Below are 19,151 nucleotides of genomic sequence, written 5' to 3'. Positions count from 1 at the left end.
GCGGCCCCAGCCTTGCCGCCGTGACGAAAGGCGGCGCGGCGGTCGCTCAGCCCCGGCAGGCGACGAGCTTCGCCTCGAACATCTGCGCCAGTTCGAGCCGACGCTTACGCGCCTCCTCGGTCACCGCCGTCCGCGCCGCGACATGCTCCTGCATCGCACGCCGCGTATAATAGTGAAGGTTTGACTCCATGATAGCTGACCCGCCCTCGCGACCACATGTTCTGGATACCCCGGTGCTGCGCCTTTACCGGGCGAAGTCATAAGCTTTTGTGACAAAATGGCGCTGCGGCGCGGCAAAGCGCGAGATTAACGTGGGTAAAGGCGAAAATCGCGGGATTCCGCCGCCCACGCGGCCTCGTCCCGGGCCGTCAGCGCGTCGAGATCGCCCGGAGTCGCCGCCGAGTCGTCGATCCATTCGCGCAGCGCGGGACCGCCGTTGATGACGTCGATGGGGAGTTTGCCGAACGCATATTCGTAGGGGAAGTCGCGCCACAGCGGAAAGTTCGGGGCTAGCGCGCGGACCGCCTTGAAGGCGAGCGCCTGCACCCGCCACGGCCGGAACGCGGCATGATCGTAGAAGCGCCCCTCGGCATGGATATGCACGCCGTTGCAGAGTTCGCCGACATGTTTGTGGAAGGTCGGCTGGAACCAGATGTCGCGAAGCGCGCACCCGGCCAGCCATGCCGGGGCGAGCCGGTGCATCTCGGCGATCACCGCCTTGGCATTGAGGTCGGGCGCGCCGAACAGTTCGAGCGGACGGGTCGTGCCGCGCCCTTCGGAGAGCGTCGTGCCCTCGAGCATCACCGTGCCCGGATAGGCGCGCGCCATGTTGAGGTTGGGCGCGTTGGGGCTGGGATTGATCCACAACCGTTCGGTGGGCCAGCCGAACCCCGGCGCGGCCTCGGGCGCCCAGCCCTCCATTTCGACCACGCGATACTCGACATCGAGACCGAGCGTGCCGATGAACCATTGCCCGAGTTCGCCCATCGTCAACCCGTGGCGCATCGGCATCGCGCCCGCGCCCACGAAACTCTCCCAGCCGGGGCGCAGCGTCAGCCCTTCGATAGGTCGGCCCGCCGGGTTGGGACGATCGAGCACCCACACCGCCTTGCCATGCTCGGCGGCGGATTCCAGCACGTAGCGCAGCGTCGTAATGAAGGTGTAGATGCGCGTGCCGAGATCCTGGAGATCGACCAGCATCACGTCGAACGTGTCCATCGATGCGGTGGTGGGCCGGCGCACTTCGCCATAGAGGCTGAACACCGGCATGCCGTAGGTCGGATCGGTGAAATCGGGCGACTCGATCATATTGTCCTGCAGGTCGCCGCGTACCCCGTGCTGCGGGCCGAACACCGCCGTGACGTTGACCCCCGCCGCGATCAGCGCATCGAGGCTGTGCGTGAGATCCTCGGTGACCGACGCCGGATGCGCGAGCAGCGCGACGCGCTTGCCCTCCAGCGGCTTGCGCACGGCGGCGTCGGCGAGAAGGCGATCGATCCCGAAGTTCATGGCAGGCTTCCGTATCTGGTTTGTCGTGCGGCTTGAGCCGTGGCGGCAACGGCGGTCAAGCCGGGAGGGTCACGACGAACGTGTCGCGGTTGTGGAAATCGGGCGCTCCGGGCGCGTGCGCGAGCGCCCAGTAGGATTTGGCACCATCGCGTGCCTCGACGATCGCGGTGACGGCGAGCGCCCAATCAGGTTCGGCATAGGGCAGCTCGATCGCGATCCGGATGTCGGCGCGCCGGCTGTCGAAGCGCCAGTGCGCCTCAATGAGACGAACATCCCCGGCCTTACGCATGCCAACACGGTAGGTGTCGAACGCGTAGGCAGCCCATTTGCCAGAGGTGGCAAGGTTGAACTCGCGATAGTCGGCTGCGTCCGCCGGAGCGACAAACGCCTCGAAGCAACTATGCCGCCAAAGCTCGTCGGCGCGGCGCTCGTCCGCTTCCTTTGCGTCTAAAGCGCAGTCGATGCGATCGCCCGGCCAGAGCACGTCTTCGATCGCCCCGGACACTTCGAAGCGCACCACCAGACGATTGGCCTGACGTTCGATCGTGACCGTGATCGCGTCGATCGGGCCGTTCGGAAAATCAGGGTGCGCGACAAGCGCGTAGGTGTTCGCCATCCAGTTCCGTACCTCAGCCCGACCGCAACAGCGCGACGCCGGCATCGCGCTCGAACAGGTACAGCGCCAGCCGCGCCGCCGTGCCGCGCGCGCCGCTGAGGCCACCGTCGCGGTCGATCAGCAGCCGCGCGTCGTCGGCGGCGACGGGGAGCAGTTCGCTCAGCAATTCGGCCGTCGCCAGCCGGAACCCCTCCTCGCCCGATTGCCGCGTGCCGAGCAGTTCGCCGCTGCCGCGCAGCCGCAGATCCTCCTCGGCGATGCGGAAGCCGTCGTTGGTCTCGCGCATCAGCGCGAGCCGCGCGCGTGCCGTCTCGCCGAGCGCGCCGCTGCGCACCAGCAGGCAGTTCGATTTGCCGCTGCCGCGCCCGACCCGGCCGCGCAACTGGTGAAGCTGGGCGAGGCCGAAGCGATCGGCATGTTCGATCACGATCAGCGTCGCGTTGGGGACATCGACGCCGACCTCGATCACCGTCGTCGCGACCAGCACGCCGAGCGCGCCGCTCGAAAACGCCGCCATCACCGCGTCTTTCTCCGGCCCCTTCATGCGACCGTGGACCAGCCCGATCCGATCGCCGAATCGCGCCTTCAACGTCGCGGCGCGATCCTCGGCGGCGGCGAGATCGCTCTTCTCGCTCTCCTCGACCAACGGACACACCCAATAGGCCTGGCCGCCATTCGCGAGGTGTCGGCCGAGCGCCTCCACGACATCCGCCAGCCGGTCCTGCGAGATCACCGTGGTCTGGATCGGCTGTCGGCCCGGCGGCATCTCGTCGAGCCGGCTGACGTCCATCTCGCCATAGTTGGCGAGCGTCAGCGTGCGCGGGATCGGTGTCGCGGTCATCGCCAGCAGGTGCGGCGCGACGCCGGCCTTGGCTTGGAGCATCATCCGCTGCGCGACGCCGAAGCGGTGCTGCTCATCGACCACCACCAGGCCGAGATCGCGGTAGGTCACCGCCTGCTGGAAGATCGCGTGCGTGCCGATCAGGATGTGGATTGATCCGTCCGCCAGACCCATCAGCACGCTCTCGCGCACCCTGCCCTTGTCGCGCCCGGTCAACACCGCGATCTCGACCGGCAGCCCGGCGAACAGCCGCCGCAGCGATTCGAGATGCTGGCGCGCGAGGATCTCGGTCGGCGCGAGCAGCGCCGCCTGCGCGCCCGCCTCGACCGCGACCAGCATCGCCAGCGCCGCGACCAGCGTCTTGCCCGCGCCGACATCGCCTTGCAGCAGCCGGAGCATCGGCTGCGCCTGCGCGAGATCGCCCTCGATCTCGGCGACGGTGCGCGCCTGCGCGCCGGTGAGGCTGTACGGCAGCGCGAGCATGTCGCGCAGCCGGCCGTCACCGACCAGCGCCCTTCCCCGCCGGCTGCGCGACGATTGCCGCACCAGCATCAGCGCGAGCTGGTTGGCGAACAGTTCGTCATAGGCAAGCCGCGTGCGCGCGACAGTGTCGGACGGGTCAGCGTGGATGCGCACCAGCGCCTCGCGCCAGCCGGGCCAGCCTTTGCGCGCGAGCAACCCCGGCTCGATCCATTCGGGCAGATCGGGCGCGCGCTCGATCGCCTGCGCGGCGAGCTGCCCCATCCGGCGCGAAGTCAGCCCTTCCGACAAGGGATAGATCGCCTCGCGCCCGCCCGGCTCGGCCTCGTCGAGCGGCAGGACGTAATCGGGATGGACGATCTGCAAATCCTGCCCGTACATGTCGAGCTTGCCCGACACGCGGCGCGGTTCGCCGATCGGCAGCAGCTTCTTCGCCCAGCCGGGATGGCCACCGAAATAGAGCAGGCTGACATAATTCCCCGCCGCGTCGGTCGCCTGCACCCGCGTCGGGCCACGCCCGTTGCTGGAGCGAATCTCGCGCGGCGTGAGTGTGATGACGATCGTGCGTCCGGCATCCGCCATGTCGAGGTTTTCGCGCGCGATCCGGTCGATGAAGCCGGTGGGCAGGTGGAATGCCACATCCACCACGCGGGCGAGCCCGAGCCGATCGAGCGGCTTGGCCAAGGCCGGCCCCACGCCTTTCAAGGCGGTGACTTCGGCGAACAATGGATTGAGGATATCGGGACGCATGACTATCTGGATGTCAGATACCCGTTCGTCCTGAGCTTGTCGAAGGGCGCGTTTCGGAACGTGCTTCGACAGGCTCAGCACGAACGGTTTGGTCAAGCCTCGCTGGCGGCATCTTCTGTCGTCGGCCAATCGCCGTTGGAACGATATGGACCGCGACATCCGCCTCAAGCGCCTGCACTTCCGTGCCCACCACCGGGGCGTCAAGGAAGCCGACCTGCTGATCGGCGGCTTTTTCGATGCCCGCGCGGCCGACTGGAACGATGACGAGATCGCGCTGTTCGAGGATCTGCTGGAAGAGCAGGACGTCGATATCATGGCCTGGGCGATCGGCACCGCGACGCCGCCGGCGCGCTACGCCGGGCCGATCATCGAGGCGATGCAGGTGCTCAACTACGTGCCGATCGCGAAATAATCTTCCTCTCCCCGCTCGCGGGGAGCGCCGGGTCGGATCGTCCCCCGGACGATCCTCGACCATGCGGGGCATGGTCGACCCGGCGCTGGTGGCCGAGCCGAAGGCGAGGTCGGGAGAGGGGCAGTTTGAAACGCCATCGCTCCGTACTGCCCCCCTTCCCAACCCTCTCCCCGGAGGGGAGAGGGCTAAAAAAAGAAGAATGATGCCCGATCTGAAGACCATCCTCGCCGCCAAAGCCCCGCTCACCCTCGCCGGCGTGCCCGCCGGGTTCGCGCCGTGGCTGCTCGCCGATCTGGCGCGCGCCGCGCCCTCGCGCGCGGTGTTCGTCGCGCCCGACGAAGCGGCGATGCGTGCGGTCGCCGCGACCGCGCCGATGTTCGCGCCCGATCTAGACCTGCTCGTGTTCCCGGCGTGGGACTGCCTGCCCTACGACCGCGCCTCGCCGACGCTCCGCGTGATGGCCGAGCGGATGGCGACGCTGCACCGGCTCCAGCAGCCCACCAAGGCGCCGCAACTGCTCGTCACCACCGCAAACGCGCTCGCGCAGCGCACGCTGACGCCGTTCCGCGTCCGCCAGCTTGCCGCCAAGCTCGCGCCGGGCGAGCGGATCGGGCGCGACCGGCTCGCGGCATTGCTACAGGCGAACGGCTATGTCCGTGTCGAGACCGTCGCCGATTCGGGCGAGTTCGCCGTGCGCGGCGGGCTCGTCGATCTGTTCCCCAGCGGCGCCGAGGCGGCGCTCCGGCTCGACTTCTTCGGCGACGAAATCGAATCGGTTCGCACTTTCGACCCCGCCGACCAGCGCACCACCGGGCGGATCGACGGCTTCACCCTCCTCCCCGCCTCGGAAACCTTGCTCGACGAGGAGAGCATCAAGCGCTTCCGCAGCCGCTACCGCGAGCGCTTCGGCGCGACCGCAACGGGCGATCCGCTGTACCAGGCGATCAGCGACGGGCGCCGGCTGGCCGGCATGGAGCATTGGCTGCCGCTGTTCGAGGACAAACTGGTCACCTTGTTCGATCACCTCGGCGGCGACGCGGTCATCGTCCGCGATTCCGGCGTGCAGGCGGCGGCCGAGCAGCGGTTCGAGGCGATCAACGATTATCACGCCAACCGAATCAAGGCGCTGACCACCGAGCCGGGCAGCTACCGCCCGCTGCCACCGAGCGCGCTGTACCTCACCGCCAAGGAGTTCGCCGAGGCGTTGCAAGCCGCGCCCGCGCACCTCGTCACGCCGTTCCACGAACCCGAGAGCGCGACCGTGCTCGACTTCCACGTCGATGGCCCGCGGGATTTCGCGCCCGAGCGCGCGGGCGGCGTGAATGTATATGAGGCGGTGGTCGAGCATATCGCCAAGCTGCGCAAACTGGGCAAGAAGCCGGTACTCGCCAGCTATTCGGGCGGATCGCGCGAGCGGCTGGCGACCTTGCTCGCCGATCATGGCCTCAAGGCCTCGACTAAGGTCGCGACCTGGCAGGAGGCGCTGGGCAAGGCGGACAGTGGCGTATCGCTCATCGTCCTGCCGCTCGACCACGGTTTCACCACGCCCGATGTCGCCTTGCTCACCGAGCAGGACATGCTGGGCGACCGGCTGGTCCGGCGCGCCAAGCGCAAGAAATCGGCCGATGCGTTCCTCGCCGAACTGGCGATGCTCACGCCGGGCGATCTCGTCGTCCATGTCGATCACGGCATCGGCCGCTACGAGGGGCTGACCTCGATCCCGGTCGGCAAGAGCCCGCACGATTGCGTCGCGCTCTCCTATGCGGGCGGCGACAAACTGTTCGTGCCGGTCGAGAATATCGACGTGCTGTCGCGCTATGGTTCGGACAGTGAGGGCGCGAGCCTCGACAAGCTCGGCGGCGAAGCATGGCAGCGGCGCAAGAGCCGCATGAAGGAGCGCATCCGCGAAATCGCCGGCGAGCTGATCGCGACCGCCGCCGAACGCGCGCTTCGTCCCGCCGAGGTGATCGAGGCCGAGAGCGGCTATGCCGAATTCGTCGATCGCTTCCCCTATGAGGAAACCGACGATCAGGACCGCGCGATCGGCGACGTGCTCGAGGATCTCGCCAAGGGCACGCCGATGGACCGGCTCGTCGTCGGCGATGTTGGCTTCGGCAAGACCGAGGTCGCTTTGCGCGGTGCGTTCGCCGCGGCGATGGCGGGCAAGCAGGTCGCGGTGGTGTGCCCGACGACGCTGCTCGCGCGCCAGCATTTCAACAATTTCGCGAGCCGGTTCGAGGGCTTCCCGATCAAGGTCGGGCGGCTCTCGCGTCTCGTCACCGCCGCCGAGATGAAGGCGACCAAGGAAGGCCTCGCCGACGGCACGGTCGACGTCGTGGTCGGCACGCATGCGATTCTCGCCAAGGGCATCGACTTCAAACGGCTCGGCCTCGTCATCGTCGATGAGGAGCAGCGCTTTGGCGTGACTCACAAGGAGCGGCTGAAGTCGCTCAAGACCGACGTCCACGTCCTCACGCTCACCGCCACGCCGATCCCGCGCACGCTCCAGATGGCGATGTCGGGTCTGCGCGAACTGTCGGTGATCCAGACCCCGCCAGTCGATCGGCTCGCGGTGCGGACCTATGTGATGCCATGGGATCCGGTGGTGCTGCGCGAGGCGTTGCTGCGCGAACATTATCGTGGCGGGCAGAGCTTCTTCGTCACCCCCCGCATCGCCGATCTGCCCGAGATCGAGGAGTTCCTGCGTGAGAGCGTGCCCGAGATCCGCTACGTGGTCGCGCACGGCCAGATGGCGCCGAGCGAAGTCGAGGAGCGCATGTCGGCGTTCTACGACAAGAAGTTCGAGGTGCTCGTCTCCACCACCATCGTCGAGAGCGGGCTCGACATTCCGAGCGCCAACACGATCATCCTGCACCGCGCCGACCGGTTCGGGCTCGCGCAGCTTTACCAGCTTCGCGGGCGAGTCGGCCGATCGAAGACCCGCGCTTACGCCTATCTGACCACGCCGGCCGACCGCATCATGACCGAGACGGCGGAGAAGCGCCTCAAGGTGCTGTCCGATCTCGACAGCCTCGGCGCGGGTTTCCAGCTCGCGAGCCACGATCTCGACATTCGCGGTGCCGGCAACCTGCTCGGCGACGAGCAATCGGGGCATATCAAGGAGGTTGGCTACGAACTCTACCAGTCGATGCTCGAAGAGGCGATCATGGAGGCCAAGGCCGGCGGCGAGCGCCTGCGCCCGAAGGACTTCTCGCCGCAGATCACCGTCGATGCGCCGATCCTGATCCCCGAGGAGTATGTTCCCGATCTCGATCTGCGCATGGGACTGTATCGCCGCCTCAACGATCTCGAAGATACCGGCGAGGTCGAGGCGTTCGCCGCCGAACTGATCGACCGGTTCGGGCCGCTGCCCGATGCGACCGACAATCTCATCCGCATCATCGAGATCAAGCTGCACGCCAAGAAGGCCTGCGTCGCCAAGATCGACGTCGGCCCGCGCGGTGCGCTGGTCGCCTTCCACAACGACACGCCGCCCAACATCGACGGGCTGCTCGCTTGGCTCAAGCGCGTCGGCGACGTCGCCAAGCTGCGCCCCGACAGCAAGCTGGTGGTGACGCGCGTCTGGGGCGATCCCAAGGCGCGACTTCACGGCGCGCTGCAACTGGCGAAGGGCTTGGCGAAGGCGGCGGGGTGATCGCCCCGCTTCTATCCGAACGGATGCCGTGCGCGGGCAGCGACATGGTTCGCGCAGAGGACGCAGAGACGCGCGCCACGCGGCGCAGCCGCTCCCATTTCAAGGCGATCGAGCGAGCGGGCGTCCACAAGCGCCCCCTCTTCGCGCCTCCGCGCCTCCGCGTGAATTTTCAGCGCCGCAGCGGCGCGGCTGCCGACGATCCAGAACGTAAGCGGGGCCAAATACAAAAGATAATTTTATGCACGCGGAGGCGCGGAGGCGCGAAGAGGGTGCGCGGGGCGCGTGCGGGAGGCATCTCCAACGGCTCGCTCGCGGAAGCAGAGAGGTAAGGGCCTGCGGCGCGGCGTCTCCGCGTCCCTGCGCAAGCGCTACTCGGCCGCGTCGCTTAGCTCCGGTGCGGGCAAGGCCGGCGCGGCGTCGCCGTAGCGCGCGAGCGCCTCCACCGGCGGGGCTTCTTCGATTTCCTTCGCGCCGGTATCGATATTGAGATCGCGGAACTTGCGCGCCGTCACCAGCGCGCGGCTCTCGAAGCTGCTAACGAAGGTGTTGTAATTGTTCACCGCAGAGGTCAGCCCGCCGCCGACCTTGCGCAGGTCGCCCGCCGCCTTGGCGAGCCGCTCGTAGAGTTCCTTGCCGAGCGCGCCGATCTCCTGCGCCTGTTTCGCCATCTTCTCCTGACGCCACACCGCGTCCACCGTGCGCGCGATCGCGATCAGGTTGGTCGGCGTCGCGAGCAGCACGCGCTTTTCGAACGCAAAATCCCACAAGGTCGGATCATGTTCGAGCGCGGCAGACAGGAAATGCTCGCCCGGCACGAACATGATGACGTAATCGGGCGCGTCGGCGAACTGGTTCCAATAGGCCTTGTTGCCGAGCCCGTTGACATGCGCGCGCATCGACGCGGCGTGCGCGGCGAGCCCGGTCTTCCGCTCGGCCTCATCAACCGCGCCAAACGCGTCCTGATAGGCGTTGAGCGAGACCTTGGCGTCGATCACCAGGCTGCGCCCGCCCGGCACCTTGACGATCGCGTCGGGGCGAAGCCGCCCGCCTTCGTCGCCGCCGGCGATGCTCACCTCGGTCTGAAAATCGGTGTGCTCGGACAGCCCGCACGTCTCGAGCACGTTCTTCAACTGCTGCTCGCCCCAGCGACCACGCGACTTGGGCGCGTTGCGCAGCGAATTGACCAGCTTCGCCGCCTCGGCGGAGACCTTCTCCTGCCCGACGCGCAGCCCCTCGAGCTGCCCCTTCAACTGCTCGAACGCGCTCACGCGTTCCGCTTCGATCTTACCTACGGTCTCCTCGTAGCGGAGCAGCCGGTCGCTGACCGGCTGGAGCATCGACTTGAGGTTCTGCCCCGCCGTCTCCTCCGATTGGCGGAACCGCTCGTCGGCGCGCTTGAGGAAGTTTTCCTGCGCTTCGGTGAGCAATCGGTTCGACACTTCGGCGAACTGTGTCGCGAGCAGATCCTTGGCGTGGAGCAGTCCGGCGATCCGCGCCTCATAGGTTTCGGTGCTGGTCTGCTCGCGCGCCTGGAACGCCTCGCGCAACGCGCGTTCGCGCGCCTCGTGCGCGTCTTGCGCCATCTTGAGCCGCGTCTCTTCCTCCGCGAGCCGCTCGGCGAGGCGGTGCTCAAACGACGCGGCATGCGTCTTGAGCGCGGTGTTCTCCAGCCGCGCCTTGTCACGATCCTCGCGCATCTCGGACAGTTCGGCGCGGACTTCGGCCAGTTCCTCGCGTAGGCCGAACGCCGCGCGCGCACGCTCCTCGGCGCTGGCGAGATCGACGATCGCGCGCTTGAAATCGGCCTCGCGCGCGTCGCGTTCGGCCGTGACCGCCGCGACTCCGCGCTGACCGAGCAACCAGCCGAGCGCGACGCCGCATAGCATCGCAACGATGACGATAATCGCGAAAAACAGATCCACGCCGGCTCCCCAAGAACGAAGCGCGAACCTATCGACTCACGCTCGCGCCTTCAAGCGCGCCTGCGACGAACCGCACGTCGCCCCGGCGCAGGCCGGGCCCGCTGTGTGATTTGGTGAGCCGAGTGGATACGATGCAGCGCCCCGACCTGCGCCGGGGCGACGAGTCACGCCGCCTTGCGCGCCTTCGCCAGCTTCTTGAGAATCATCTCGCGCTTCAGCCGCGAGACGTGATCGATGAAGACGATGCCGGCGAGGTGATCCATCTCGTGCTGGACACAGGTCGACATCAGCCCGTCGAACTCTTCCTCCTGCGTGGCGCCGTCGAGATCGAGCCACTTGACGCGGCAGCGCGCCGGGCGCTCGACATCGGCGTAATTCTCGGGGATCGACAGACACCCCTCGGCATAGGTGGCGAGGTCTTCGCTCTGCCACAGGATCTCGGGGTTGATGAACACGCGCGGCTGTCGGCCAGGACGCGGTTCGCCGCCCTCTTCCAGCGGCGGCTCGTCTTCCTGCAGGTCGATCACCACGATCGCCTGTTCGATCCCGACCTGAATCGAGGCGAGACCAATGCCGCGCGCGTCGTACATCGTGTCGAACATGTCGGACACGATCTTGCGCACGCCGTCGTCGATCGTCTCGACCGGCTTCGCGACCTTCTTCAGCCGGGGGTCCGGAACTTCGAGGATTTCCATGATGGCCATCCCCGCGAGCTAGGAAGCGCACCGGCGTTCGTCAAGCGTGGCGAGCGCGGATCAGGCGCCGAACAGCCGCGCCATGCTGCGTTCGAGCATCACCAACTGCCACAAAGTACGGCTATGATCGGCGCGGCCCGCGCGATGGTCGGCGGCGATCGTCTCGATCACGTGCGGATCGAACCAGCCGCTGCCGATCAGCGTGCGCGAGCGCGCCAGTGCCGCCGCCTCATCGGCAAGGCGCCCCCGGAACCACGCGCCGACCGGCGTCACGAACCCCATCTTCGGGCGGTAGAGGATATCCTTGGGCAGATACCGCTCCATCGCCTTCTTCATCAGCCATTTGCCCTGTCCGTGGCGGAGCCGCAGGTCGTCGGGCAGAGTCGCGGCGAACTCGACGAGTGTGTAGTCGAGCAACGGTTCGCGCGCTTCGAGGCTTACCGCCATGCTGGTGCGGTCGGCCTTGGTGAGGATGTCGCCCGGCAGCCAGTGCTGGAAATCGGCATATTGCGCGCGGTCGAGCGCGTCGCGCGCGGGTGCGTCGCGCATCGCGCGAACATAGCGATCCTCGGCGCGGTGCCCGCCGAGCGCGGTGCGCGCCGCATCGGTGAGCAGCGCCGCGCGCAAGGCGGGCGTCGTCACCCCGACCGATCTCGCATAGCCCTCGGCGCCATCCTCGGCGAGCGCGAGCAACGTCGTCTTGGCGCGGAACCGGCGCGGCGCCCAATCGGCCTTGGGGTAGTGGCGCCCAAGCGTGCCGAACACGCGTTCACGCAGCGATGCCGGAAGCAATGCGCGCACCCGCTCCTCCGCCGCCTGAAATTTGTAGCGGCGATAGCCCGCGAACGCCTCGTCCGCGCCGTCGCCCGAGAGCGCGACCGTCACGCTCTCACGCGCGAGCTCGCACACCCGGTATGTGGCGAGCGCGGACGCGTCCGCGAAGGGTTCGTCGAACGCCGCGACCAGCGTGTCGATCAGCGCGTAATCGTCCGCCGAGACGATCCGCTCGCGATGCTCGGTCGCGAAGCGTTTGGCGATCACATCGGCGTGACTGCGCTCATCGACGCCCGCCACGTCGAAGCCGATCGTGCAGGTCTTGACCGCACGCGGCGACGCCTCCGCCATCAGCGCGACCACCGCCGAACTGTCCACCCCGCCCGACAGGAACGCGCCGAGCGGCACGTCGGCGACCATCCGCAGCGTGACGGCGGCGCGCATCCGCTCGACCAGTTCCTCCGCCAGCGCCTTGCGGCTGCCGGTGGCGCGGCGCGAGAAGTCGATGCCCCACCAGCGCGACGGCGCTGGCACCGGCTTGCCGCGTTCGAGCAACAGCCAGTGCCCGGCGGGAAGCTTCTTCACCCCCGCGACGAGGCAGGTGTCGTCGGGCACATAGCCGAACGCGAGATAATCCTCGATCGCGGTGATCTGCGGCGTGCGGCGTAGCAGCGGATGCGCGAGCAGCCCCTTCAGCTCGGAGGCGAACGCCACCGCGCCATCAGGCAGTTCGGCGTAATGGAGTGGCTTCACCCCCATCCGATCGCGCGCGAGGAACAGGCTCTGCCGCGCCGCGTCGTGGATCGCGAAGGCAAACATGCCGTTGAGCCGATCGAGCAGCGCCGGCCCCCATGCCGCCCAGCCGTGGAGCAGCACTTCGGTATCGCCCGACGTGATGAAACGCGCGCCCTTGGCCTGTAATTCGGCGCGCAGCTCGGCGAAATTGTAGATCTCGCCGTTGTAGGTAACGGTCAGCGATCCATCGGCGCTGCGCATCGGCTGCGGACTGCCGGCGATATCGATGATCGATAGCCGGCGATGCCCGAGCCCGACGCCGGGCGCAGTCCACACGGCGCCGCCATCGGGGCCGCGATGCGCCTGCACGTCGGTCATCGCGCGCACCCGCGCCGGATCGACCGGCTTGGGCATGGCGGGATAGAAGATACCGGCGATCCCGCACATCTAGCGGGGCATCCCGGCGGCCCGGTCGGCGAGCACGTCGATCGGCCCGAGCGCGGCGAGGAAGCGTGCCATCGCCGCGCGCGGGTCGCGGCCCGGCAGCACCTCGGCCGAGACATGCACCGCCACCGCCCGCTGCGGGCCGCCGAGCAGCTTGGCTTGCAGCGTCGCGAGCTTCTGGCGCGCGCCGCTGTGGGTCACGATGTCGCCAACGCGATACCAGGTCGCGATCAGCCGCTCGACCGGGCCGGGCGCGGTGACGTGAATCACCGATCCGCCGGCGAGATCGGGCAGATCCTCGATCCGCACCCACACGTCATCCTCGCGCAAAGCGCCGACCCCGAACGAGACGATCTCCTTGCCCTCGTGCTGCGATCCATAGACGGCGATGACGAGATCGACCGGATCGCCGCTGGCGTCGGCATAGCGGCCGATCAGATAATGGTCCGCGCCGGGATAATTGGGCGCCCACGGCGCGCGTGTGCTCATCGGAACGCGGTGCCAGCCCGGTACGTCGGGGAGCGCGATGCGATCGGGCAAGGCTTGCGCTCGGTTGGCTATAGCCGCGCTCCACGCCGGGAACACCGCGACCGTCACCAGCACCAAAGCCGCAGCGAGCAACGTGTCGAGCCGAAAGCGCGGCACGTGCTGGAGCTTCGCAGCGTCGAACACCGGCGCGTCGGGCGCGCGATCGAACCAGCGCCAGCCGATCGCGATCACCGCCGCCATCACCAGCCCGAAGAAGATCCAGCCGTAGAGGATATGGTCGAACCCGGTCGCCGCCTCGACCGAGGTGAGGTACGCCGCGTAGATCGTCGCGAACGCGCGGATGCCGTTGGCGATCACCGGCACGACCAGCGCCAACCCCATGAACGCAACGCGCCGGCCCCAGGACACGAAGCACACATTGGCGACGAGCGTGCCATATGCGATCATCGCGATCACGAACTTCGCGCCCGAACACGCCTCGGCGACCTCGAAATAGCCGTTGGGAATGGTGATGAGCACGCCATCGACCTGCGCGGGCACGCCGAACAGGTGGAGCATCGGCATCGTCAGCGCGACGGTGACGGTCTGGAGCGGCCCTTCCATCCCCTCGCCGAACGGCACGAGGAAGACGGCGTAGCACAAAGGAAACAGCAGCCCGCGCGCGACATTGGGCCCGAGCAGCGTGACGACCGCGCCTTGCAGCATCATCACCAGCCCGAGTTGCCGCGCCAGCGCGACCCCGCCGGCATCCCCGAGCAGCCAGCCCAGCCCGCCGCACGCGACGATCGCCAACCCCGGCGCCCAGCCGACCGGGGTCAGCTTGGCGAGATCGGCGCGACGAGTCCAGACGAGCCAGGCGAGCACCGGGCCGATGAACAGGCAGTGGCCGAAGGTCGTGCTCGTCCACCACAGATGCGCGAGCGTCGTGACATCGGTCCAGAAGGCGGCAACGATCAGCGCCGCGACGGCGATAAGCGCGGCGAGATGCCGACGCCACACCGCCTGCGCGGGCGTGACGGGCGCGAACGCTGCTGACGGAAGCGCGCGGATCATGCCGCCGCCCGCTCCAGAGCTTCGCCCGCAAGGATCGCGTCGAGCTGTGCGAGGCACGCCGCCCAGCTATAGCGGCGCCGCACCTGCGCGCGTGCCTCCGCGCCAAGCAAAGCGGCGGCAGCGCGATCGGCAAGCACCGCGCTGACGTGCTCCGCGATCGCGTCGGCGGTGCCGCCGACGCGGATCGTACCGGCATGATCGATCCCCTCGGCGGCGGGGGCGGAGGCGACCACCGGGCGCGCCATCGCCATCGCCTCCAGCACCTTGTTCTGGATGCCGCGCGCCAGCTTGAGCGGCGCGACCACCGCGGCGGCGGCGGCGAGCCAGCCGCGCACGTCCGCCACCTCGCCGGTCACGATCACGCCGGGCCGGCTGGCGAGCGCCCGCACCGCTTCGGTCGGCGCGCGGCCGACGATCGCGAAACGCGCCTGTGGGTGTTCGGCCTGGATCTTCGGCAGACTGTCGTTCGCGAACCACGTCACCGCCTCGATATTGGGGCGGTAATCCATCTGCCCGGTGAAGACGATCAGATCGCCGTCGACCGCGATCGGGTCGAAGGTCGCCGCGGGATCGAAGGCGTCGGTGTCGATGCCATTGTCGATGGCACGCACGCGCTGGGCACCGGTTTTCGCGCGGAATATTTGGGCTTCGGCGGCGCTGACGAACAGGCTGGCGTCGGCGCGGCCAGCGACGTCCCGCTCGAACGCCTGCAACAGTTTCGCCTCGCGCGCCATCATCCGGCGCGACGGCCCCCGCGCAGCCTCGGCATAATCGGCGAACTTGGCCGAATCCATATCGACGAAGTCCATCAGCACGCGGTGTCGAGTCCCGGCGGGCAGATATTGCGCCATCTGCCCGGAGAAGACGTAGATCGTGTCGATCGGATGGCGCGCGAGCAGATCGTTGACCCGGGCGCGAAGCGCCGCATCGTCGAACGCGGTCAGCGATACCGGCCGCCCTCGCGCCAGCGCCTCGGCGGCGGCGCGCCAGCGCGGCTTGCCGCGCCATAGCACCGCGCGTTCCCCGGTCAGCCATGGCAGACTTCCCGGCCGATCCAGGTCGCGCGGATCGTCCGCGAACGCGACCAGATGGGTGCGCGTGCGCTGCGACAGATGCTTGAGGATGTGGAACCCGCGGATCTTGTCGCCACGATCGGGCGGATCGGGGACGCGGTGCGCCAGAAACAGGATGTCGCCCATCGCCTAGCCAAGCCCTCTGGAGACGAGCGGACCGACCACGTTCGCGATCCCCAGAGGCAGTTTCTTCCACACCGCAACCTGCAGCCGGTATTTGGGGCTGAGCGGGTTGATCTCGCGCGGGATGTCGCCGGGTTTCACGCGTTTGGCATAGCGCAGCGGCACCCCTTCGAAACCCCAATTCTTCTTGAACGCCGCCGGCCCGGTGCCGACCTTCGACCGCCCGAAATCGAACCGCGTGCAGCCGCGCGCGCGGGCATGGCTCATCAGCGCGAAATACATGCGGTCGTTCGCGCGCAGCGCCCGCGCCGCGACGGTGCCGCCGCCCCAATACGGATAGACGGTGCCGGCATGATACAGGCTGAGCACGCTCGCGACCGGCTTGCCGCCCGAGCGGACCGTCAGGATGTCGGCATCGTCTCCGAAGGCTTCGAGCACGCTGCGGAACAGCTTGGCCGGGAACACCGGCGTGCCGAGATTGCGCACCGACTCCGCATAGACGGCATAATGCGCCCGCCGGTCCTCCACTCCGCGCCCGACCGTCACGTCGAGATCGAGTGCGAGCGCCTTGCGCACCTCGGCGCGCTGCTTGCGCGGGATGGCGGTGAGTTCGGCCTCGTCCGACGCGGCGAGCGCACGCGTGAAGCCGAGATAGGCGCCCTCCTCCGCGGTCCAGTCGCCCTCGGGCAGAGCGCCGCCGCGCAGCTCGAGACTCGGGCAGCCCAGCGTGAGCGCCAGCGCCCAGCCCGCTTCGGCGAGCCGTCCCGCCGCCGCCTCGCTCTCGGCGAGAATGCCGCCGCCGACCGCGAAGCCGTTCGAGACGAGCGCATGCCCGAACAATCGCGACCGGATTTCGGTCATCGGCAGCACGCCTTCGATCGTCCCGTCACCGCGCTCGGCGATCAGCGTGTGGCTGCGCTGGCCGCATCCGCGCGCGACGGCAAGGCTCCACGCGGGCAGATGGAACGGCGTTCCCTGCGGGTGCGCGCGCACGAAAGCGGCGATCCGCGCGGCATCGGCGGCATCGGCCAGATCGGCGGAGCGCAGGCCGACCAGCGGCGACAGCAAAGGCGCGTTCACGCGGTCACGTTCCTCAGCCCGGCGACGACAGCGTCCATCCGGTCCCACGGGTGACGGCGGATCAGCCCGCGCAGCTTGCCCGCCATCGCGCCCAAACGGCTGTAATGGCGCAGCCGCGACCGGATCGGCGCGGCGGCGATGCGTGGCTGGTCGGGGTCGATCTCCCAAGGGTGGAAGTAGAACACGGCAGGCTGGCCCTCGGCGGAAACCTGCCGCACCGCATGGCTGGTCAGCGCCGCCGGGAACAGCCGGAAGAAGCCGCCGCCGGTCGCGATGCGGCGCTTTCCGAATGTGGCGACGGTCACCGGCACCTCGATCAGCGGGGAGCCCGCGACCGGTTGGAAGGCATAGCGCGGCGCCTCGGGCCAGCCATAATGATCGTGCCTGAGCGGCGCGACGCTCGACGAATAGGCATAGCCCGCGTCGGCGAGGATCGGGTGCGCCCAGGGGGTGCGCGCGTCGATCGAGAAGCTCGGCGCGCGGTAGCCGGTGATGCGCACCCCGCCCGCATCTTCCAGCGCCTTGCGCGCCCGGTCGATATCGGCGCGGAACACCTCGGGCTGCATCGTGAACACGCGCTGGTGCGCCCAACCGTGGCTCGCCAGTTCGTGCCCGGCCGCGACGATCCGGCGGATCAGCGCGGGATGCCGGGCGGCCACCCAGCCGAGCGTGAAGAACGTCGCCTTCACCCCGCTTTCCGCGAACAGCGCCAGCACCGCATCGGTATTGTATTCGACGCGCGATTCGCGGGAATCCCAGTCCGCCTTGTCGATCACGCGTTCGAACGCGCCGACCTGAAACCATTCCTCGACATCGACCGACAGCGCGTGGCGCATGACCCGGCTCAGCGCAGATCGCGGCGGAGCGCCGCCGTGTCGTGCGATCCATCGCCTTCCACCCAATCGACCAGCAACGTCAGCACACGGCGCAACGCGGCGTCCTGCTCCTCGACACGCGCCTCCAGCGAGGCGATGCGCGCGCGGCTGGCGGGGTCTCCCGTCGCGGCGACGGCGACGGTTTCGTCGATCCGGCCCTCCAGCACATCCAGGCGCGCCGCGATCGCGGGGTGGGGATCGGTCGATCGCGCGGCGAGCTGTTCCATCGCGGCTTCGAGCGATTCGAGGTGATCCGCGACCGCTGGGTCGCTCCGCGCCGCGCGCGCGGCGAGGTCGTCGAGCCGCGCTTCGAGCGCGGCGATGGCGGGGTTCGCCTCGGGTTCGCGCGCGGCAAGCTGGTCCAGCCGCGCTTCGAGCGCCACGATCCGCTCGCCGCTCGCCGCGCCGATCGCGGCGAGCGCACCGCGAACCGCCCGGTCGACATCCGACACGGCGCCCGCGATCTGATCGGTGCGTCCCTCCACCGAGGCGAGCCGCTCGTCGAGCGCAGTGTCGGGCTTCGGCGCGTTCTCGACCCGAGCCTCGAGCGAGGTCAGCCGCGCGAGAATGCCGCGATCGACGCGCGACCCGGCGGAAACATTCTCCAGCCGCGATTCGATCGAGGCGATCGCCTGCATCAGCGACTGATCGGGCGCGGCGGGTTCCTCGACACGCGATTCGAGCGAGGCGATGCGCGCGAGGAGGGCGGTGTCGGGCAAGCCATCCTCGATCGGCAGGTGCCGGATCGGGCGCGGCGACGCGGTCGGCTCGCTCGGCTTGACGATCGGCAGCGGCTCGGGCCGCTCGGGCACATCGTTCGCGATGTCCGCGAGCACCGTGTTGACCACCGCCGCGTCGATCGTGTCGGTCTGCTCGATCGCGCCGGCGAGCAACACGCGCCCGGCAAGCTGGTTGAGCCGGCGCGGCACGCCGTTCGAACCGTCGTAGAGCGCGGCGAACGCATCATCGGTGAACTGCGGGCGGCCGCTCCAGCCGACCACGCCGAGCCGGTGCTTCATGTACGGTGCGACTTCCTCGCGCTCCATCGGTTCGAGGTGATGCGTCGCGATCACGCGCTGGCGGAGCTGTTCGAGCCGGTCCGACCCGTGCAGCCGGTCGCGGAACTCGGGCTGGCCGAGCAGGAAGATCTGGAGCAGCGCATGCCCCGCGGCCTGGAAGTTGGAGAGCATCCGCAATTCTTCGAGCGCGGAGACCGGCAGCGCCTGCGCCTCATCGACAATCAGCAACGTCCGCCGGCCGCTGCGCGCGGTGGCGTGCAGCGCGCGTTCGATCGCGGTGAGCAGTTGCGCCTTGGTCATGCCATCGGTGCGGAGATCGAGGCCGTTGCCGACCATGCGCAGCAGATCGTCGGCCTCGATCTGGGTCGAGACGATCCTGATCGCGTGCAGCCGGTCCCGGTCGATCGTCGCCATCAGATGCCCGACGAGCGTCGTCTTGCCCGCGCCGACGTCGCCGGTGATGACGATGAAGCCCTCGCCCTGGCTCAGGCCATAGCCGAGATACGCCATCGCCTTGCGATGCGTGGCGGTATCGAACCAGAAACGCGGATCTGGCGTGAGCTGGAACGGCCGCCCGTTCAATCCATAATGGTCGTCGTACATAGC

Annotated in this window: 14 protein-coding genes; 2 read left to right on the top strand and 12 right to left on the bottom strand. The window is 68.5% G+C overall.

Annotation, left to right across the window (positions count from 1 at the left end; all coding sequences use genetic code 11):
- Positions 1 to 46: 46 nt before the first annotated feature.
- The 4 genes from PX554_RS15205 to recG all read right to left on the bottom strand — a co-directional run bounded on the left by PX554_RS15205 (position 47) and on the right by recG (position 4,196).
- Positions 47 to 190: a hypothetical protein gene (locus PX554_RS15205; RefSeq protein ID WP_165388231.1), complete on the bottom strand. Its 144-nt coding sequence runs from the start codon at positions 188 to 190 to the stop codon at positions 47 to 49.
- Positions 191 to 306: 116 nt separating this feature from the next.
- Positions 307 to 1,509, bottom strand: coding sequence for an exo-beta-N-acetylmuramidase NamZ family protein (locus PX554_RS15200; protein ID WP_275503104.1), 1,203 nt, complete (start codon positions 1,507 to 1,509; stop codon positions 307 to 309).
- A 55-nt stretch (positions 1,510 to 1,564) separates the two neighbouring features.
- Complete coding sequence (locus PX554_RS15195; RefSeq protein WP_093223972.1) at positions 1,565 to 2,125, bottom strand: DOMON-like domain-containing protein; 561 nt, start codon at positions 2,123 to 2,125, stop codon at positions 1,565 to 1,567.
- 13 nt (positions 2,126 to 2,138) lie between these two features.
- Positions 2,139 to 4,196, bottom strand: coding sequence for an ATP-dependent DNA helicase RecG (recG, locus tag PX554_RS15190; protein ID WP_275503100.1), 2,058 nt, complete (start codon positions 4,194 to 4,196; stop codon positions 2,139 to 2,141).
- A gap of 145 nt (positions 4,197 to 4,341) precedes the next feature.
- On the opposite strand from recG, the gene PX554_RS15185 reads away from it, so the two are divergent.
- A complete protein-coding gene (locus tag PX554_RS15185) occupies positions 4,342 to 4,608 on the top strand; it encodes an FAD assembly factor SdhE (protein ID WP_093223975.1) in 267 nt (88 codons plus the stop codon).
- Positions 4,609 to 4,810: 202 nt separating this feature from the next.
- A complete protein-coding gene (gene mfd, locus PX554_RS15180; protein ID WP_275503097.1) occupies positions 4,811 to 8,263 on the top strand; it encodes a transcription-repair coupling factor in 3,453 nt (1,150 codons plus the stop codon).
- 368 nt (positions 8,264 to 8,631) lie between these two features.
- Here the strand turns inward: mfd and PX554_RS15175 are convergent, their stop codons facing one another.
- The 8 genes from PX554_RS15175 to PX554_RS15140 all read right to left on the bottom strand — a co-directional run bounded on the left by PX554_RS15175 (position 8,632) and on the right by PX554_RS15140 (position 19,148).
- The gene (locus PX554_RS15175) at positions 8,632 to 10,149 is read right to left on the bottom strand and encodes a DNA recombination protein RmuC (RefSeq protein ID WP_093224258.1); all 1,518 of its coding nucleotides are present in this window, start codon (positions 10,147 to 10,149) and stop codon (positions 8,632 to 8,634) included.
- A 200-nt stretch (positions 10,150 to 10,349) separates the two neighbouring features.
- The gene (gene def / locus PX554_RS15170; RefSeq protein ID WP_093223979.1) at positions 10,350 to 10,889 is read right to left on the bottom strand and encodes a peptide deformylase; all 540 of its coding nucleotides are present in this window, start codon (positions 10,887 to 10,889) and stop codon (positions 10,350 to 10,352) included.
- Between the two features lie 51 nt (positions 10,890 to 10,940).
- Positions 10,941 to 12,836, bottom strand: coding sequence for an XrtA/PEP-CTERM system amidotransferase (locus PX554_RS15165; RefSeq protein ID WP_275503095.1), 1,896 nt, complete (start codon positions 12,834 to 12,836; stop codon positions 10,941 to 10,943).
- A complete protein-coding gene (gene xrtA, locus PX554_RS15160; protein WP_275503093.1) occupies positions 12,837 to 14,375 on the bottom strand; it encodes an exosortase A in 1,539 nt (512 codons plus the stop codon).
- Positions 14,372 to 15,574 (bottom strand): TIGR03087 family PEP-CTERM/XrtA system glycosyltransferase, encoded by a 1,203-nt coding sequence (locus tag PX554_RS15155; RefSeq protein WP_275503090.1) that lies wholly within the window; start codon positions 15,572 to 15,574, stop codon positions 14,372 to 14,374. Before PX554_RS15155 ends, xrtA begins: the two co-directional genes overlap by 4 nt.
- A 3-nt stretch (positions 15,575 to 15,577) precedes the next feature.
- A complete protein-coding gene (locus PX554_RS15150) occupies positions 15,578 to 16,651 on the bottom strand; it encodes a FemAB family XrtA/PEP-CTERM system-associated protein (RefSeq protein ID WP_275503088.1) in 1,074 nt (357 codons plus the stop codon).
- Complete coding sequence (locus PX554_RS15145) at positions 16,648 to 17,487, bottom strand: XrtA system polysaccharide deacetylase (RefSeq protein ID WP_275503086.1); 840 nt, start codon at positions 17,485 to 17,487, stop codon at positions 16,648 to 16,650. Before PX554_RS15145 ends, PX554_RS15150 begins: the two co-directional genes overlap by 4 nt.
- Before the next feature lie 8 nt (positions 17,488 to 17,495).
- Entirely contained in the window at positions 17,496 to 19,148 is a 1,653-nt protein-coding gene (locus PX554_RS15140; RefSeq protein ID WP_275503085.1) for an XrtA/PEP-CTERM system-associated ATPase, read from the bottom strand.
- Positions 19,149 to 19,151: the final 3 nt, after the last annotated feature.

This window comes from Sphingomonas pollutisoli (genome assembly GCF_029167165.1).
GTDB lineage: Bacteria > Pseudomonadota > Alphaproteobacteria > Sphingomonadales > Sphingomonadaceae > Sphingomonas > Sphingomonas pollutisoli.
The sequence above is the reverse complement of the archived record's forward strand: the minus strand, read 5'-3'. Positions and strand labels throughout refer to the sequence as shown.

Bases quoted from the DNA above. Each gene is read 5' to 3' on its own strand.
- PX554_RS15205 (WP_165388231.1), bottom strand. From the start codon at position 190: ATGGAGTCAAACCTTCACTATTATACGCGGCGTGCGATGCAGGAGCAT.
- PX554_RS15200 (WP_275503104.1), bottom strand. From the start codon at position 1,509: ATGAACTTCGGGATCGATCGCCTTCTCGCCGACGCCGCCGTGCGCAAG.
- PX554_RS15195 (WP_093223972.1), bottom strand. From the start codon at position 2,125: ATGGCGAACACCTACGCGCTTGTCGCGCACCCTGATTTTCCGAACGGC.
- recG (WP_275503100.1), bottom strand. From the start codon at position 4,196: ATGCGTCCCGATATCCTCAATCCATTGTTCGCCGAAGTCACCGCCTTG.
- PX554_RS15185 (WP_093223975.1), top strand. From the start codon at position 4,342: ATGGACCGCGACATCCGCCTCAAGCGCCTGCACTTCCGTGCCCACCAC.
- mfd (WP_275503097.1), top strand. From the start codon at position 4,811: ATGCCCGATCTGAAGACCATCCTCGCCGCCAAAGCCCCGCTCACCCTC.
- PX554_RS15175 (WP_093224258.1), bottom strand. From the start codon at position 10,149: ATGCTATGCGGCGTCGCGCTCGGCTGGTTGCTCGGTCAGCGCGGAGTC.
- def (WP_093223979.1), bottom strand. From the start codon at position 10,889: ATGGCCATCATGGAAATCCTCGAAGTTCCGGACCCCCGGCTGAAGAAG.
- PX554_RS15165 (WP_275503095.1), bottom strand. From the start codon at position 12,836: ATGTGCGGGATCGCCGGTATCTTCTATCCCGCCATGCCCAAGCCGGTC.
- xrtA (WP_275503093.1), bottom strand. From the start codon at position 14,375: ATGATCCGCGCGCTTCCGTCAGCAGCGTTCGCGCCCGTCACGCCCGCG.
- PX554_RS15155 (WP_275503090.1), bottom strand. From the start codon at position 15,574: ATGGGCGACATCCTGTTTCTGGCGCACCGCGTCCCCGATCCGCCCGAT.
- PX554_RS15145 (WP_275503086.1), bottom strand. From the start codon at position 17,487: ATGCGCCACGCGCTGTCGGTCGATGTCGAGGAATGGTTTCAGGTCGGC.
- PX554_RS15140 (WP_275503085.1), bottom strand. From the start codon at position 19,148: ATGTACGACGACCATTATGGATTGAACGGGCGGCCGTTCCAGCTCACG.